Genomic DNA, 14,730 nt, shown 5'->3' with positions numbered 1-14,730 from the left:
GCGGCCCCTGGGGGTAGGTTCGGAGAAGTGAGCCACTTCAAGGACATCCGCGAATATGTCAGCGTGCCGCGCGTCTTGTCGCTGCGGCTTTCTCCTGACGGAACCCGCCTGATCTCAGTCGTCCAGTCGCTCGCCCCCGACGGCAAGTCATTCGGCACCTCTCTGTGGGCCGTGCCGACCGAGCCCGGCGCCGAGGCGTACCGGCTCACGCGCTCGGCCAAGGGGGAGACCGGCGCGGAGTTCGCCCCGGACGGCGACGTGCTGTTCGTTTCCCGGCGGCCCGATCCCACGGCCAAGGACCAGCCCGAGGACGAGACGCCCGCGCTGTGGGCGCTGCCCGCGCGGGGCGGCGAGGCCCGCAGGGTCGCCGAGCGGCCCGGCGGCATCGGAGGGCTCCAGGTCGGCGGTGACACGGTCGTGTTCGCCGCCGACGTGCTGGACGGGGACGCCGAGACCGACGCCGAGCGCCGCAAGGCCAGGAAGGACTCCGGCATCAGCGCGATCCTCCATGAGGGCTATCCGATCCGGTTCTGGGACCACGACCTCGGCCCCGGCCGCACGCGCCTGTTCGCCGCGCGCCTGCCCGGCCTCGCCGAGCCGCGCGACCTGACCCCGGACGCCGCCGGCGCCCTGCTGGAGGCGTCGTTCACGGTCACCCCCGACGGCGCCGAGGTCGTCACCACCTGGGAGGTCGAGCTGCCCGCGGGCCGGTCCCGCGCCGAGCTGGTGGCGATCGGCACGGCGACGGGCGAGCGCCGCGTCCTGGCGTCCGCCGAGGACCACGACTTCCGCGGCCCCCTCGCCGTCTCGCCCGACGGGCGGCACGTGGCGTTCCTCAAGGAGAGCCACAGCACCGAGGAGCGGGCCCCGGAGTTCACCCTGCTGATCGCCGCCGTCGCCACCGGAGGGGTGGTCGCGAGCGTCGTCGGCCTGGTCCCCTCGGCGGTCGTCTGGGCCGCCGACTCCGGCTCGGTCTATGTCGCCGCCGACCGCTTCGGCCGCCGTCCGATCTTCGAGGTGTCCCTCGACGGCGGGGACCCGGTGCGGGTCACGCCCGGCGACGACTCCTACCTGCAGCTCTGCCCCTCGCCGGACGGCCGCTACCTGTACGCGCTGCGCAGCTCCATGGGCGCCGCCCCCGCGCCCGTGCGCATCGCCCTGGACGGCGGGGAGGTCACCGAGCTGCCCTCACCGGCCCCGGCGCTGGAGATCCCCGGGACGCTCACCGAGGTCACCGCGGTCGCCGACGACGGCGTCGAGGTCAGGGGCTGGCTCGTGCTTCCGGCGGGCGCCTCGGCGGGCAACCCCGCGCCGCTGCTGCTGTGGGTCCACGGCGGTCCGCTGGCGAGCTGGAACGACTGGATGTGGCGCTGGAACCCGTGGATCATGGCCGAGCACGGCTACGCGGTGCTGATGCCCGACCCGTGCATGTCCACCGGTTACGGGCAGGAGATGATCCAGCGGGGCTGGGGCGACTGGGGCCCGCGCACGCACGCCGACCTCATGGTGATCACCGACGTCTGCGTCGCACGCCCCGACGTCGACGCCGGGCGCACGGCCGTCATGGGCGGGTCCTTCGGCGGGTACATGGCCAACTGGATCGCCGGGCACACCGACAGGTTCCGGGCCGTCGTCACCCACGCCTCCCTGTGGAACCTCGACCAGTTCGCCGGCACCACCGACTCCTCGATGTACTGGCAGCGCGAGTTCGGCGAGCCCGGCTCCGAGCGGTACCGGACGCTGTCGCCGCACCACTCGCTGTCGGAGATCAGGACGCCGATGCTGGTGATCCACGGCGACAGGGACTACCGCGTCCCGATCGGCGAGGCGCTGCGCCTGTGGTGGGACCTGCGCAGGTCGTCGGTGGAGTCCAAGTTCCTGTACTTCCCCGACGAGAACCACTGGATCCTCAAGCCGGGCAACGCCATCGCCTGGTACGAGACGGTCCTGGCGTTCCTGGCGCAGCATGTGCTCGGCGAGGAGTGGAAGCGCCCGGAGTCGGTCGCGTGACGGATTTCCTGAACCTCGCGGTCGCCATCGCCCGCGAGGCCGGAGAGATGCTGACCGCCAAGCGCCCGGCGCGGCCCGAGGCGGTCGGCACCAAGTCCAGCGCCACCGACGTGGTCACGGCCCTGGACCGCGCGTCCGAGGAGCTGATCAGGGCGCGCATCAAGGAAGCCAGGCCCGGTGACGCCGTGCTCGGCGAGGAGGGCGGCGAGACCGGCGGTACCGCCTCCGGCGAGGGGCGCGTGCGCTGGGTGGTCGACCCGATCGACGGCACGGTCAACTTCATGTACGGCCTGCCCGACTGGTCCGTGAGCATCGCGGTCGAGGTGGACGGCGAGATCGTGGCGGGCGTGGTGAACGTCGTGCCGCGTGGCGAGCTGTTCGCGGCGGCCAAGGGAGGCGGTGCCGAGCTGCTGCGCGAGGGCCTGCCCACCGAGCGGCTGCGCTGCAACACCGGCGTCCCGCTGTCCGGGGCGCTGATCGCGACCGGCTTCGGCTACCGCCCCGAGCGGCGGGCCGTGCAGGCCGAGGTGCTCGCGCACGTGATCCCGAGGGTGCGCGACATCCGGCGGAGCGGGTCGTGCGCCGCCGACCTGTGCTCGGTCGCGGCCGGGCGGGTGGACGGCTACTACGAGCGCGGCCCCGAGTACTGGGACTTCGCGGCGGGTGGCCTGATCGCCGCCGAGGCGGGCGCCCGCGTCGGCGGCCTGCGCGGCCGCCCGTGCACCCCCGAGATGACCGTCTGCGCCGTCCCCGGCCTGTTCGAGGAGCTGCACGACCTGCTGGAGCCCCTGGACCCGGAACGGGACGGCTAGCCGGCCGCGGCACGACGAAGGGCCCGCCCATGGATCGGGCGGGCCCTTCTGTGTCCGTCGGGCGGAGGACCCTCAGGGCTTGATCGCGACGCCGTTGTCGACGGCGATACGCCGCAGGTCCTCTATCTCGGCGGTGAGAGTGTCGGCGAGGAAGTCGTCGCCGCTCGTGCGTGCTTCCTGGAGACCCTTGTAGGCCTGGTCGAGCCGGTGTTCGATCGTGGTGGTGAACTCGCCCATCTCACCTTCTTTCTCGAGGGGGCGAAGGAGTATTCGACCCTCCGGGTGCCTGGGGAGAGCTTTGATCTTCCCCGGCCTTGCCGTTGGGTCTGAGGGTCTACCCACCCACCTGTTGGGCTTAAACCAGGAATGTCGGATGTCCGCGATGTGCTTTATGTCACCGGGTCCGCCGCGCGGTCGGCGCGTGCTTACCATGCGCTTAAGCCGATTGTGGCGACAATGAACCTTGCGGGCTCCGGCCCCGGCGGCCCGAGGGCCCCGGGAGACGCGGACGGAGCCGTGAAGCGGGAGCCGGCCGGTCGGGCCGGGACTACAGGAGGTGCCAGGAGCCGTGCGGGTGCTTGTGGTTGAGGACGAGCGGGTGCTCGCGGACGCGATCGCGACCGGGCTGCGCCGCGAGGCGATGGCCGTGGACGTGGCCTACGACGGCGCGGGGGCGCTGGAGCGTACGTCGTACATCGACTACGACGTGGTCGTGCTGGACCGCGACCTGCCGAAGGTCCACGGGGACGAGGTCTGCCGCAGGCTGGTCGCCGAGCGCACCGCGACCCGTATCCTCATGCTGACGGCCTCCGGAGAGGTCGACGACAAGGTCGAGGGTCTGGAGCTCGGCGCCGACGACTACCTCGCCAAGCCGTTCGCGTTCATGGAGCTCGTCGCGCGCGTGCGGGCGCTCGGCCGCCGGTCGGCCCCGGCCCTGCCCCCGGTGCTGGAGCGGGCCGGCGTCCGGCTCGACCCGGGCAAGCGGCTGGTCACCCGGGACGGCGCCGAGATCGCGCTCACCAAGAAGGAGTTCGCGGTCCTCGAGGAGCTGATGCGGGCCGAGGGCGCCGTCGTCAGCCAGGAGGACCTGCTGGACAAGGCGTGGGACGAGAACATCGACCCGTTCACCAACGTCGTCCGGGTCACGATGATGACCCTGCGCAAGAAGCTGGGCGAGCCGGCGGTGATCGAGACGGTCCCGGGAGTGGGTTACAAGCTGTGACCGAGGAACGCGAGCGGAGCGCGACCCCGGGCGCGGGGCGGCCGACCTTCTCCTCGCCCCAGCCGTTGATCGTCCCGCCCGGCGCCGACGGCGCGCCCGCCTCGGAGGACGCCGCGCTCGGGCAGGGCCAGGGGTACAACGCGGCGCACGCCCCCGTCTCGCCGCCTCTCGGCCCTCCCGCCACCGGCCGCGCGGAGGACGCCGCGCGGCCCGGAGCCTCCGCGTCGCCCGGCTCCGCGGCCCTGTCCGTGTCCGACGCGTCCGCGGGGACGCGGCCCGGCGGGTGGAGGAGCGAGCAGCCGACCGTCCAGAGCGGCCGGCCTCCCCTCCGGCCCAAGTCCGCGCCGCCCCCGCCGAGCGGCCCGCCCGCCTGGGACGGCCCCCCGCCGATCGGCCCGAGGCCGGTCGCCCACGACTGGCTGGGCCGGATTCGGCTGCTTTCTGGGCGCATAAGCATCCGGGTGCGGCTCACGCTCACCTATGGCGCCCTGTTCTTCGCGGCGGGCGCGTTGCTGCTCTTCGTGATGTACGTGTTCGTCGGCGAGTCGATCCGCACCTCGTTCCCCGCGTTCCCCATCCAGCTGCCCGAAGACGCGCCGGCGGGCGTGGTCGCCAACATCCAGGACACCTGGGAATCGATGCGCTCGGAGATGATCGTCACCGCGCAGCACCAGATTCTGCTCCGGTCCCTGCTCGCGCTCGCCGGGGTCGGCATCCTGGCGCTGATCTTCGGGTACTACGTCGCCGACCGGGCGCTGCGGCCGATCCAGAAGATCACCTCCACCGCGCGCAAGCTGTCGGACACCTCCCTGGCCCACGAGCGCATCGACCTCGACGGGCCGGACGACGAGCTCAAGGAGCTCGCCGACACCTTCGACGCCATGCTCACCCGGCTCGGCCGGGCGTTCGACGCCCAGCGCCGGTTCGTCGACAACGCCTCCCACGAGCTGCGCACGCCGCTGGCGATCAACCGGACCGTGCTGGAGGTCGCGCTCGGCGACCCCCACGCCTCCGAGGACCTCAGGGTGCTGGGCCGCACCCTGCTCGGCACCAACGCCAGGAACGAGGACCTCATCGAGGGCCTGCTCCTGCTCGCTCGTAGCGAACGCGAGCTGGCCGTCCGCAAGCCGGTCGATCTTCGCGACGTCGGCCAGACCGTCGTCGAGCAGCACGCGGCCATGGCCGAAAAGGCCGATGTCACGGTGCACACGGACCTGCGCATGGCCCCTACGATGGGGGATCCCGTGCTGGTGGAACGCCTGGTCGCCAACCTGGTCGAGAATGCGATCAAGTACAACGTCCCCTCATCGGGACAGGTCTGGCTCCGCACGGGAATGGTGGACGGTGGCCCGGTTGTTCAGGTGGCCAACACCGGGCAGCATGTGCCCGCGTACGAGGTGGACGACCTGTTCGAGCCGTTCCGGCGGCTCAACTCCGACCGCGTGGAGTCGGCACGCGGCACGGGGCTCGGGCTGTCCATCGTGCGTGCGGTGGTCCGCGCCCACCGGGGGATCGTCAAGGCGGTCCCACGGGAAGGCGGGGGTCTCGTGATGACGGTGCGACTTCCGGCGGGCTGATACGGCGGGGGTCGTCTCGTTCGCGCCAGACATGTGGTTGGATGTGCCGTCGAACACGATGGGTCCTGTGGCCAATGCTTAGGTTTTCGCCATATTTGGCTAACTCGATGGCGAAGGCGGCAAGGCCCTCACGTGTGAGGAGGTTCGTCTGCCGTGCCTACGGGGTACCGATTGCAAAATTCCCCGGCAGACACGGGCACAAGATGGACCGCCCAGGCGTTACAGACGCGCGACGCCTGACGCGCACTCAATAGATGAGGGGGATGAATACGCAAATGGCCACCGATTACGACAGCCCACGCAAGACCGATGATGACCTGAGTGAGGACAGCCTTCAGGAGCTGCAGGCTCGGCGGACGGACAAGTCCTCGGGCAGCATCGACATCGACGAGACCGACCTCGCCGAGTCGCTTGAGCTTCCCGGCGCCGACCTGTCGAACGAGGAACTCTCGCTCCGGGTGATCCCGCGCCAGGCGGACGAGTTCACGTGCTCGCGGTGCTTCCTCGTGCATCACCGCAGTCAGCTTGCCTCCGACAAGAATGGGCAGCAGATCTGCAGAGAATGCGCCGCCTGAGACTCAGGGAGGGTCCGTGACCTCTGGAGCGGATCGATCATCGCAGGACCAGCCCGGGCTGCCCGCCGTGCCCGGGCCGGACAACCAGAAGACCCCTGAAAGCCTGGGAGACCAGGGAACCGATGTCGAGGTCGCCGAGCTGGTGGGGAAGCTCTCCGGCGCGGAGACCATGGACAGGGCCGAGCGGCGCCGGCTGCTCGGCCGCCTCAGCATGTCGCTGGTCACGGCGGCGAGGAAGGCCCGGGTGTCGGGCGCGGGCGGGGGCCGCTGGCTGGCCGACGTCTTCGCGTCCATAGTGCCCCGTCTTCCCATCCGTGACCTCGCGACACTCCAGGAACACCACTACGGCCTCAGCGGCGAGGCCCTCGCCGACGATCTCGTCCGCACCGCCGCCAAGGCGACGACGGCCGCCGGCGCCGTAGGCGGGGCTCTCGCCGCCGCCGAGTTCGCCGCGCCCCCGCTCCTGCTGTCGGCGCCCGCCCAGCTCGTGGCCGAAACCCTCGTGGTCGCCGCGATCGAGGTCAAGCTCATCGCCGAGCTGCACGAGGTGTACGGCATCCAGGTGCCCGGCGCGGGCGGCCCGCGCGCGATGGCCTTCACGGTGGCCTGGTCCAGGCAGCGCGGGGTCGACCCGCTGTCGCCCGCGTCGGTGACGCTGGCCCTCGGGGCCGCCGCCAAGGCGGGGTTACGCAAACGCCTCATGCGCACGTTGGGCCGTCATCTGACCACACTCGGCCCCTTCCTGACCGGCGCCGTCGCCGGTGGCGCCCTGAACCGGATGGCGACCAAGCGGCTCGCCGAGACCGTACGCGCCGACCTGCGCCGCCAGCGGGCCCTGCCGCCCGCCGACTGATTCCCCTTTCCCCGCCCTGCCTCACGCGCCCCCGGACCTCCCTCCTTTACCGTCTGTAGGGGCATTTCGTCATGTCTAAATGCGCTTATCGGCTTTTGTGAGGGTATGTGCACACTCCTGCATCGGAGGCCGTGCACGGAGAGCTGCGACCGGTTTCGTAAGGTGGTCATAAACCGATCACGAAGGAGGACGTGTGCGCAGCTCTTTTCTGATCGTCGCGAACCGGTTGCCGGTGGACCGGACGATCGCCCCGGACGGTGGCGCCTCCTGGCGGCGCAGCCCTGGGGGACTGGTGACCGCGATCGCCCCGGTGATGCAACGCCGGGACGGCGCGTGGTTGGGCTGGCACGGAGCTCCCAACGAGGAGCTCAAGCCCTTCGAGCACGACGGCATGAGCCTCATCCCCGTTCCCCTCTCGGCGGGCGAGGTCGAGCTCTACTACGAAGGGTTCTCCAACGCGACCCTGTGGCCGCTCTACCACGACGTGGTGGCCGCGCCGATCTACTCCCGCGTCCTGTGGGACGCCTACCGCGCGGTCAACGAGCGGTTCGCCCGGGCCGTGGCCGACATCGCCGCCGAGAAGGCGGTGGTCTGGGTGCAGGACTACCAGCTCCAGCTCGTGCCGGCGATGCTCCGCGCGCTGCGCCCCGACCTGAAGATCGGCTTCTTCCTGCACATCCCCTTCCCGCCCGCCGAGCTGTTCTGGCAGCTTCCCTGGCGGCGCGAGATCCTGGAGGGGCTGCTGGGCGCCGACCTCGTCGGGTTCCAGCGTCCGGGCGGCGCCTCCAACTTCATCCGGCTGTGCCGCCGCCAGCTCGGCCTGCAGAACCAGCGGCAGGAGATCTCCTACGGCGACCGCACCGTACGCGCCGAGGCCTTCCCCATCTCGGTCGACTTCAGCGAGCTCGACACCGTGGTACGCGAGCCGCACATCATCGCCCGCGCCAAGGAGATCCGCGCCGAGCTGGGCGAACCCGAGCACGTCCTGCTCGGCGTCGACCGGCTCGACTACACCAAGGGCATCGGCCAGCGGCTCAAGGCGTTCGGTGAGCTGCTCGCCGACAAGACGGTCACCCCGGGGGAGGCGGTGTTCGTCCAGATCGCCACCCCGAGCCGCGAGCGCGTCGAGGAGTACCGCAACCTGCGCGACGACATCGAGCTGCGGGTCGGGCGCATCAACGGCCAGCACGGCGTGCTCGGCGTCCCCCCGATCAACTACTTCCACCAGTCCTACGGCCGCGACGAGCTGGCCGCGCTCTACTGCGCCGCCGACGTCATGGTCGTGACGCCCCTGCGCGACGGCATGAACCTCGTCGCCAAGGAGTACGTCGCCTGCCGCCACGACCTGCGGGGGGCTCTGGTGCTGTCGGAGTTCGCCGGGGCGGCCGACGAGCTCAAACACGCCTACCTCGTCAACCCCTGGGACGTCGAGGGGCTGAAACGCCAGATGGTGGCCGCCATGCGCGCCACCCCGCACGAGCTGTCGCGCCGGATGCGCTCCATGCGCCGCCGCGTCGCCACCTACAACGTCGACCGGTGGGCCGGGGACTTCCTGGCCGCACTGGAACGCTGACCCCCTGCCCCCCGGGAAAGCCCCCGCCTGAAGCACCACCGGCGCCACGCCGAGACGCACCGCTCGGACGACCCACCGGCGCCGCAGACGAACGTGATCCCCCAGCCGGCGGACGAACCGCTGTAAGCCGGCGCCCACCGCTCAGACGACGCTGAGACGCGACCCGGCGCCCCCCTGGCGCCGGGTCAGGAGATGATCCGCTCCGCCTTCGGCTCCTTCCACGCCTGGTAGCGCTTGTGCGCCGAGCGCGTGGCGATGATGCGGGTGACCTCCATGCCGACGCCCATCACCACGGCGAAGCCGATCGCCTCGGCGAGGCTCGTCTCCAGCGAGTTCGGGTCCGCGGGAGGCTGCTTGCCGGTGACCTTCTGCCAGCCGAACTCGATGGACTTGCGGGCGACGAAGCCGACGCCGAGGCCGACCACCGCGCCGATGAGACGCCACGCCATGTCCTGCTTCTCGACCTCGTCGGACCTGCCGCCCATGACCTCTCCCCTCGTCGATCTACCAAACCCTAGTCTGTCGTGCCCGGGGCCGCCGAGACGCCATACCATAGGGCGCCATGACCGAACAGCGACCGCACCGCGCCACCGTTCCCGACAGGCCCTCTCTCGACGGTCTGGAGACGGTATGGGCGGCCCGCTGGGAGGCCGAGGGCACCTACCGCTTCGACCGTTCGAAGACCCGCGAGCAGGTCTACTCGATTGACACGCCCCCGCCCACCGTCTCGGGCTCCCTGCACGTCGGACACGTCTTCTCCTACACCCACACCGACACCCTGGCGCGCTACCGGCGCATGCGCGGTCGTGAGGTCTTCTACCCCATGGGATGGGACGACAACGGCCTGCCCACCGAGCGCCGGGTGCAGAACCACTTCGGCGTGCGGTGCGACCCCTCCCTGCCCTACGACCCGGCGTTCACGCCCCCGGCCGAGCCCGATCCCAAGCGCCAGGTGCCCGTCTCGCGGCGCAACTTCATCGAGCTGTGCGAGCGGCTGACCCTGGAGGACGAGAAGGCCTTCGAGGACCTCTGGCGCCACCTGGGCCTGTCGGTCGACTGGTCACTGACCTACGCCACGATCGACGAGACCTCCCGCGCCGCCTCCCAGCGGGGTTTCCTGCGCAACCTCGCGCGCGGCGAGGCCTACCTCTCCGAGGCCCCCACGCTGTGGGACGTCACCTTCGGCACGGCCGTCGCCCAGGCCGAGCTGGAGGACCGCGAGTGGCCCGGCGCCTTTCACCGCGTCCGCTTCGGCGGGGTCCCGGGCACCGCCTTCGAGGACGGCGTCTTCATCGAGACCACCCGGCCCGAGCTGATCCCCGCCTGCGTCGCCCTGGTGGCCCACCCCGACGACGAGCGCTACCGGCCGCTGTTCGGCAGCACCGTCCGCACGCCGATCTTCGGCGTCCCCGTGCCCGTCCTGGCCCACCGCCTGGCCGAGCCGGACAAGGGCTCGGGCATCGCCATGATCTGCACGTTCGGCGACGTCACCGACGTCGTCTGGTGGCGCGAGCTGGACCTGCCGACCCGGCCGGTCATCGGCTGGAACGGGCGGCTGCTGCCCGAGCCCCCCGACGGCGTGCCCGCCGGGCCGTACGCCGAGCTCGCCGGCAAGACCGCGCACGGCGCCCGCGAGCGCCTGGTCGAGCTGCTGCGGGAGTCGGGCGAGCTGGACGGCGAGCCACGGAAGATCTCCCGCCCGGTGAAGTTCTACGAGAAGGGCGACCGGCCGCTGGAGATCGTCACGACCCGCCAGTGGTACATCCGCAACGGCGGGCGCGACGCCGGGCTGCGCGAGGCGCTGGTCGAGCGCGGCAGGGAGCTGCGCTGGCACCCGCCGCACATGCGCGTCCGCTACGAGAACTGGGTCCAGGGGCTGGCCGGTGACTGGCTGATCTCCCGCCAGCGGTTCTTCGGCGTGCCCATCCCGGTGTGGTACCCGCTGGACTCCGAGGGGCGGCCCATCTACGAGAACCCGATCGCGGCCCGCGAGGACGTCCTCCCGGTCGACCCGGCGATCGACGCGCCGCCCGGGTACTCCGAGGAGCAGCGCGACCGGCCGTTCGGCTTCTCCGCCGACCCCGACGTCATGGACACCTGGGCGACGTCCTCGATGTCGCCGCAGACCGTCTCGGGCTGGGAGCGCGACCCCGACCTGTTCGCGCGGGTCTTCCCGATGGACCTGCGGCCGCAGGCGCACGAGATCATCCGCACGTGGTTGTTCGCCTCCGTGGTCCGCGCCCACCTGGAGAACGGCGTCCTGCCCTGGAAGAACGCGGCGATCTCCGGGTGGATCCTCGACCCGGACCGCAAGAAGATGTCCAAGTCCAAGGGCAACGTCGTCACGCCCATGGGCCTGCTGCGCGAGTACGGCTCGGACGCGGTGCGCTACTGGGCGGCCGGCGGGCGTCCGGGCACCGACACGGCGTTCGACACCGGGCAGATCAAGGTCGGCAGACGGCTGGCCATCAAGATCCTCAACGCCTCCAAGTTCGTGCTCGGCCTCGGCCCGGCGGAGGGCGGGCCGGGGGAGGTCTCCCAGGCTCTGGACGCCTCCATGCTGGCGCGGCTCGCCGGGGTCGTCGAGGAGGCCACGGCCGCGTTCGAGTCCTACGACTACACGCGGGCGCTGGAGGTCACCGAGCGCTTCTTCTGGGAGTTCTGCGACGACTACCTGGAGCTGGTGAAGACCCGCGCGTACGGCGACGACGAGGGCGCGCGGTCGGCGCGGGCAGCGCTGCGGCGGGCGCTTGAGGTGATCCTGCGGCTGTTCGCCCCGTTCCTGCCGTTCGTGACCGAGGAGGTCTGGTCGTGGTGGCGGCCGGGTTCGGTGCACCGCGCCGCCTGGCCCGCTCCGGGCGAACCGGCCGCGCCGGGCGACCCCGCGGTCCTCGCGGCGGTGTCGGAGGTGCTCCGCGAGGTCCGCAGGGCCAAGTCGACGGCCAAGCTGTCCATGCGGGCCGAGGTCGCGCGGCTGACGGTGTCGGGCGCCTCCGTGGCTCTCGTCGGGTCCGCCCAGGACGACCTGTGCGCGGCGGGCTCGGTCGAGGAGTTCGTCCTGCTGCCGGAGGACGGCGGGTTGCGGGTCGAGGTCATGCTGGCGGAGGCCGCCCCCGCGTAGGCGCCGTGCCTCGTCACACGAAAGCCGCGTATACCGTGAACGGGGCATACGCGGCGGCCTGGACGAGGACGAAAGCAGACCGGGGCTTGAACCGCACCCTAACCCGCGCGCGTTCCGCCGCCTCGCGTGCCAGTCTGGAGGCGTGATCGTGGAAAGGGAGAACGACCAGCGGAGCGTGCCACCCGTCCTGTCGGCAATGGCCGCCTGGAGCTGGCGTCTGATCGTCATCGGCGTGGTCTTCTACGTCTTCGTGCAGATCATCGTCCGGCTCAGCTTCGTGGCGCTGCCCGTGGCGATCGCGTTGCTGCTCACCGCCCTGCTGTTCCCGCTCACCGAACGGCTGCGCCGGGCGGGCATGCGCTCGATCTGGGCGACCTGGATCACCATGCTGCTGGCGTTCGCCATCATCGTCGGGCTCGGCTTCATCATCGGCTTCCGCGCCAACGACGAGTTCCCGCGGCTCGCCGAGCAGATCCAGTCGACCGCGCGCGATGTCCAGAACTGGCTGCTGACCGGCCCCTTCCACCTCAAAGAGGCCCAGCTCACCGACATGGTGAACGAGATCGTCCGGCAGATCAACGCCCAGCGCAGCGCGATCACCAGCACGATCCTGTCCACGGCCGCGGTCTTCATCGAGGTGCTCACCTCGATCGTGCTGCTGCTGTTCATCACGTTCTTCCTGCTCAAGGACGGCGGGCAGATCTGGACGTGGTTCCTGCGCGCCTTCGGCGGCGCCGCCCCCCGGGTCGACCGCGCCGGGCGTGCCGCCTGGCACACCCTGTCGCAGTACATCCACGGCACGGTCATCGTCGCCGCCATCCACGGCGTGGTCATCGGCGTCGTGCTGTTCGGCATGGGAGTGCCGCTCTGGGCACCGCTGGCCGTGCTCATCTTCATGGCGAGCTTCATCCCGATCGTCGGCATATTCATCGCCGGGGGACTGGCCACCCTGGTCACGCTCGGCGCCAAGGGCCCGGTCTTCGCCCTGGTCTTCATCGGCATCCTCGTGGTCGAGCAGCAACTGGAGAACCACGTCCTCCAGCCGCTGATCGTCGGGCGGGCCGTGAAGTTCCACCCGCTGGCGATCATCCTGGTGCTGGCCGTCGGCGGCGTCCTCGGCGGCATCGCCGGCGCCGCGATCGCCGTTCCCGTCGTCGCGGTGATCTACCGCGCGCTGCCCGAACTGCGCAGAACGCCGCCCGAACTGCCTCCCGCCGCGCACCACGAGCCCCCCACGCCGCCGCCCGCCCCCGCCGAGCCCGCGCCGGCCGAGCCCGCGCCCGGTGCGGCAGAGGACGTGTCGCCCCAGCGCAACGGGTAAGGTCTCCCATCGTGAGCACACCGGTTCCGCGCCCGCGGGGCCGGTGGCGTAGCTTGAGGCTGAGGGCGACGAGGTGAACCGATGATCGAGGTGCTGATCCAGCGACTCGACCCAGATCTGCCGCTTCCCACGTACGCCCACCCGGGCGACGCGGGAGCCGACCTCCACGCCGCCGAGGACGTCGAGCTGCTGCCGGGCGAGCGCGCGGTCGTCCGCACCGGCGTGGCCATCGCGTTGCCCGACGGGTACGCCGCGTTCGTGCACCCGCGCTCGGGCCTCGCGGCGAGGTTCGGCGTGACGCTGGTCAACGCGCCCGGCACGATCGACGCCGGCTACCGCGGCGAAATCCGGGTCACCATGATCAACACCGACGCCAAGGACGCCGTACGGCTCAGGCGCGGCGACCGGATCGCCCAGCTCGTCGTCCAGCGCGTCGAGAAGGCGGCCTTCTACGAGGTGGAGCGGCTCCCCGGCTCGGCGCGCGGCGCCGACGGGTTCGGCTCCACCGGCCGATGAGTCGATAAGGAGTGTGAAGGAAAGTGTTCCGACGCCGCCGTCACGAGGAAGCGGAGACGGAACCGGTCGCCGAGGAGGCGCCGGCCCCCGTCCGCGAGTCGGGACCCTGGGACTCCGAGGAGTCCTATCCCGAGAACGAGCGGGTCGATCTCGGCGGCCTGCTGCTGCCGGTCGGTCCCGGGTTCGAGGTCCAGCTCAACGTCGCAGGCGACCAGCTCGTCGGCGCCGTGGTGCTCGTCAACGAGAGCGCCCTGCAGGTGCACGCGTTCGCAGCCCCGAAGAAGCACGGCATCTGGGACGAGGTGCGCGCCGAGCTCGCCCGCGAGGTCACCGCCTCGGGCGGGTCCTGCGAGGAGCGCGAGGGCCCCTTCGGCCCCGAGCTCGCCGCCGAGGTCAAGCAGGAGGACGGCACGCAGTCCGTCCGCTTCCTCGGCGTCGACGGGCCGCGCTGGTTCCTGCGCGGGGTCATCAGCGGCCGTGCCGTCACCGACGCCGAGACCGCCAAGACCCTCGAGGACGTCATGCGCGACATCGTCGTCGTGCGCGGGGACCAGCCGATGGCGCCCAAGGAGCCCATCGAGCTGCGGCTGCCCGCCGAGGCCCGGCAGGCCGTCGAGCAGCAGGCCGCGCAGCAGGACAGGCCCGGCCTGAATCCGTTCGAGCGCGGGCCTGAGATCACCGAGATCCGCTGACGTAAGCTGCGGGCAGAGTCTCACGGCGTCTCACGGGCCTCCCGAGGAGTTGAGCAGGACATGAGTACGGCTGAGCCCGTCAAACGCGGGCTGCGCGGGTTCTTCCGCCGGCTGACGACGACCAGGGCCGAGCAGGAGGCCGAGGAACTCAAGGAGGACCTCGCCCAGCACGGCGCGACGCCGATCGCCTCGTGCGCGCAGCGCCGCCGGTTCTGCGTGGCGGGCACGCTGCGCACGGTGACCCTGCGCCCGCGCGGTGGCGTCCCGTCCCTGGAGGCCGAGCTGTACGACGGGTCGGACGTGATCGACCTGGTCTGGCTCGGCCGCCGGAAGATCGTCGGAGTCGAGCCGGGCCGGGTGATGCGGGCCGAGGGCCTCGTCAGCATCCAGGACGGCCGGAAGGTCATGTTCAACCCCCGATACGAGCTGTTGCCGCCGAGCGGCCAGTGACCACGGCT

The 14,730-nt window shown here is 71.4% G+C and carries 14 protein-coding genes; 12 read left to right on the top strand and 2 right to left on the bottom strand.

From position 1 onward, the window contains the following. Nucleotides 1–27: 27 nt before the first annotated feature. Together AB0H21_RS02480 and AB0H21_RS02475 are read left to right on the top strand one after the other, a co-directional pair. Nucleotides 28–2,010, top strand: coding sequence for a S9 family peptidase (locus AB0H21_RS02480; RefSeq protein ID WP_358510428.1), 1,983 nt, complete (start codon nt 28–30; stop codon nt 2,008–2,010). Continuing rightward, on the top strand, nt 2,007–2,822 hold the full coding sequence (locus tag AB0H21_RS02475) for an inositol monophosphatase family protein (protein ID WP_358510425.1): 816 nt from the start codon (nt 2,007–2,009) through the stop codon (nt 2,820–2,822). The genes AB0H21_RS02480 and AB0H21_RS02475 overlap by 4 nt, the downstream gene beginning before the upstream one ends. Nucleotides 2,823–2,894: 72 nt before the next feature. Here the strand turns inward: AB0H21_RS02475 and AB0H21_RS02470 are convergent, their stop codons facing one another. Continuing rightward, nucleotides 2,895–3,059 carry a hypothetical protein gene (locus AB0H21_RS02470; RefSeq protein WP_181871217.1) on the bottom strand — a complete coding sequence of 55 codons (165 nt, stop codon included), beginning with the start codon at nt 3,057–3,059 and terminating at the stop codon, nt 2,895–2,897. Nucleotides 3,060–3,390: 331 nt separating this feature from the next. Between AB0H21_RS02470 and AB0H21_RS02465 the strand changes: the two genes are divergently transcribed. The 5 genes from AB0H21_RS02465 to AB0H21_RS02445 all read left to right on the top strand — a co-directional run bounded on the left by AB0H21_RS02465 (nt 3,391) and on the right by AB0H21_RS02445 (nt 8,622). After that, entirely contained in the window at nt 3,391–4,044 is a 654-nt protein-coding gene (locus AB0H21_RS02465) for a response regulator transcription factor (protein WP_358510422.1), read from the top strand. Beyond that, complete coding sequence (locus tag AB0H21_RS02460; protein WP_358510419.1) at nt 4,041–5,621, top strand: ATP-binding protein; 1,581 nt, start codon at nt 4,041–4,043, stop codon at nt 5,619–5,621. The genes AB0H21_RS02465 and AB0H21_RS02460 overlap by 4 nt, the downstream gene beginning before the upstream one ends. Before the next feature lie 275 nt (nt 5,622–5,896). Next, the gene (locus AB0H21_RS02455) at nt 5,897–6,196 is read left to right on the top strand and encodes a DUF4193 domain-containing protein (protein WP_214415384.1); all 300 of its coding nucleotides are present in this window, start codon (nt 5,897–5,899) and stop codon (nt 6,194–6,196) included. Between the two features lie 16 nt (nt 6,197–6,212). After that, the gene (locus AB0H21_RS02450) at nt 6,213–7,049 is read left to right on the top strand and encodes a hypothetical protein (RefSeq protein ID WP_358510415.1); all 837 of its coding nucleotides are present in this window, start codon (nt 6,213–6,215) and stop codon (nt 7,047–7,049) included. Nucleotides 7,050–7,242: 193 nt separating this feature from the next. After that, nucleotides 7,243–8,622, top strand: coding sequence for a trehalose-6-phosphate synthase (locus AB0H21_RS02445; protein ID WP_358510412.1), 1,380 nt, complete (start codon nt 7,243–7,245; stop codon nt 8,620–8,622). A gap of 185 nt (nt 8,623–8,807) precedes the next feature. On the opposite strand, the gene AB0H21_RS02440 is transcribed toward AB0H21_RS02445, so the two are convergent. Then, a complete protein-coding gene (locus tag AB0H21_RS02440; protein WP_358510409.1) occupies nt 8,808–9,107 on the bottom strand; it encodes a DUF4235 domain-containing protein in 300 nt (99 codons plus the stop codon). A gap of 77 nt (nt 9,108–9,184) precedes the next feature. On the opposite strand from AB0H21_RS02440, the gene valS reads away from it, so the two are divergent. The 5 genes from valS to AB0H21_RS02415 all read left to right on the top strand — a co-directional run bounded on the left by valS (nt 9,185) and on the right by AB0H21_RS02415 (nt 14,722). Then, on the top strand, nt 9,185–11,743 hold the full coding sequence (valS, locus tag AB0H21_RS02435; protein WP_358510406.1) for a valine--tRNA ligase: 2,559 nt from the start codon (nt 9,185–9,187) through the stop codon (nt 11,741–11,743). Between the two features lie 142 nt (nt 11,744–11,885). Further along, nucleotides 11,886–13,064: an AI-2E family transporter gene (locus tag AB0H21_RS02430; RefSeq protein WP_358510403.1), complete on the top strand. Its 1,179-nt coding sequence runs from the start codon at nt 11,886–11,888 to the stop codon at nt 13,062–13,064. A gap of 81 nt (nt 13,065–13,145) precedes the next feature. Next, nucleotides 13,146–13,580 carry a dUTP diphosphatase gene (gene dut / locus AB0H21_RS02425; RefSeq protein ID WP_358510400.1) on the top strand — a complete coding sequence of 145 codons (435 nt, stop codon included), beginning with the start codon at nt 13,146–13,148 and terminating at the stop codon, nt 13,578–13,580. Between the two features lie 23 nt (nt 13,581–13,603). After that, a complete protein-coding gene (locus AB0H21_RS02420; protein WP_358510398.1) occupies nt 13,604–14,272 on the top strand; it encodes a DUF3710 domain-containing protein in 669 nt (222 codons plus the stop codon). 60 nt (nt 14,273–14,332) lie between these two features. Continuing rightward, nucleotides 14,333–14,722: an OB-fold nucleic acid binding domain-containing protein gene (locus AB0H21_RS02415; protein WP_358510395.1), complete on the top strand. Its 390-nt coding sequence runs from the start codon at nt 14,333–14,335 to the stop codon at nt 14,720–14,722. The last annotated feature ends 8 nt before the right edge of the window (nt 14,723–14,730 follow it).

This window comes from Sphaerisporangium sp. NPDC051011 (assembly GCF_040653595.1).
Lineage (GTDB): Bacteria > Actinomycetota > Actinomycetes > Streptosporangiales > Streptosporangiaceae > Sphaerisporangium.
The sequence above is the reverse complement of the archived record's forward strand: the minus strand, read 5'-3'. Positions and strand labels throughout refer to the sequence as shown.

Coding starts and splice junctions, on each gene's coding strand:
- AB0H21_RS02470 (WP_181871217.1), bottom strand. CDS start 3,059: ATGGGCGAGTTCACCACCACGATCGAACACCGGCTCGACCAGGCCTAC.
- AB0H21_RS02455 (WP_214415384.1), top strand. CDS start 5,897: ATGGCCACCGATTACGACAGCCCACGCAAGACCGATGATGACCTGAGT.
- AB0H21_RS02440 (WP_358510409.1), bottom strand. CDS start 9,107: ATGGGCGGCAGGTCCGACGAGGTCGAGAAGCAGGACATGGCGTGGCGT.
- valS (WP_358510406.1), top strand. CDS start 9,185: ATGACCGAACAGCGACCGCACCGCGCCACCGTTCCCGACAGGCCCTCT.
- dut (WP_358510400.1), top strand. CDS start 13,146: ATGATCGAGGTGCTGATCCAGCGACTCGACCCAGATCTGCCGCTTCCC.
- AB0H21_RS02415 (WP_358510395.1), top strand. CDS start 14,333: ATGAGTACGGCTGAGCCCGTCAAACGCGGGCTGCGCGGGTTCTTCCGC.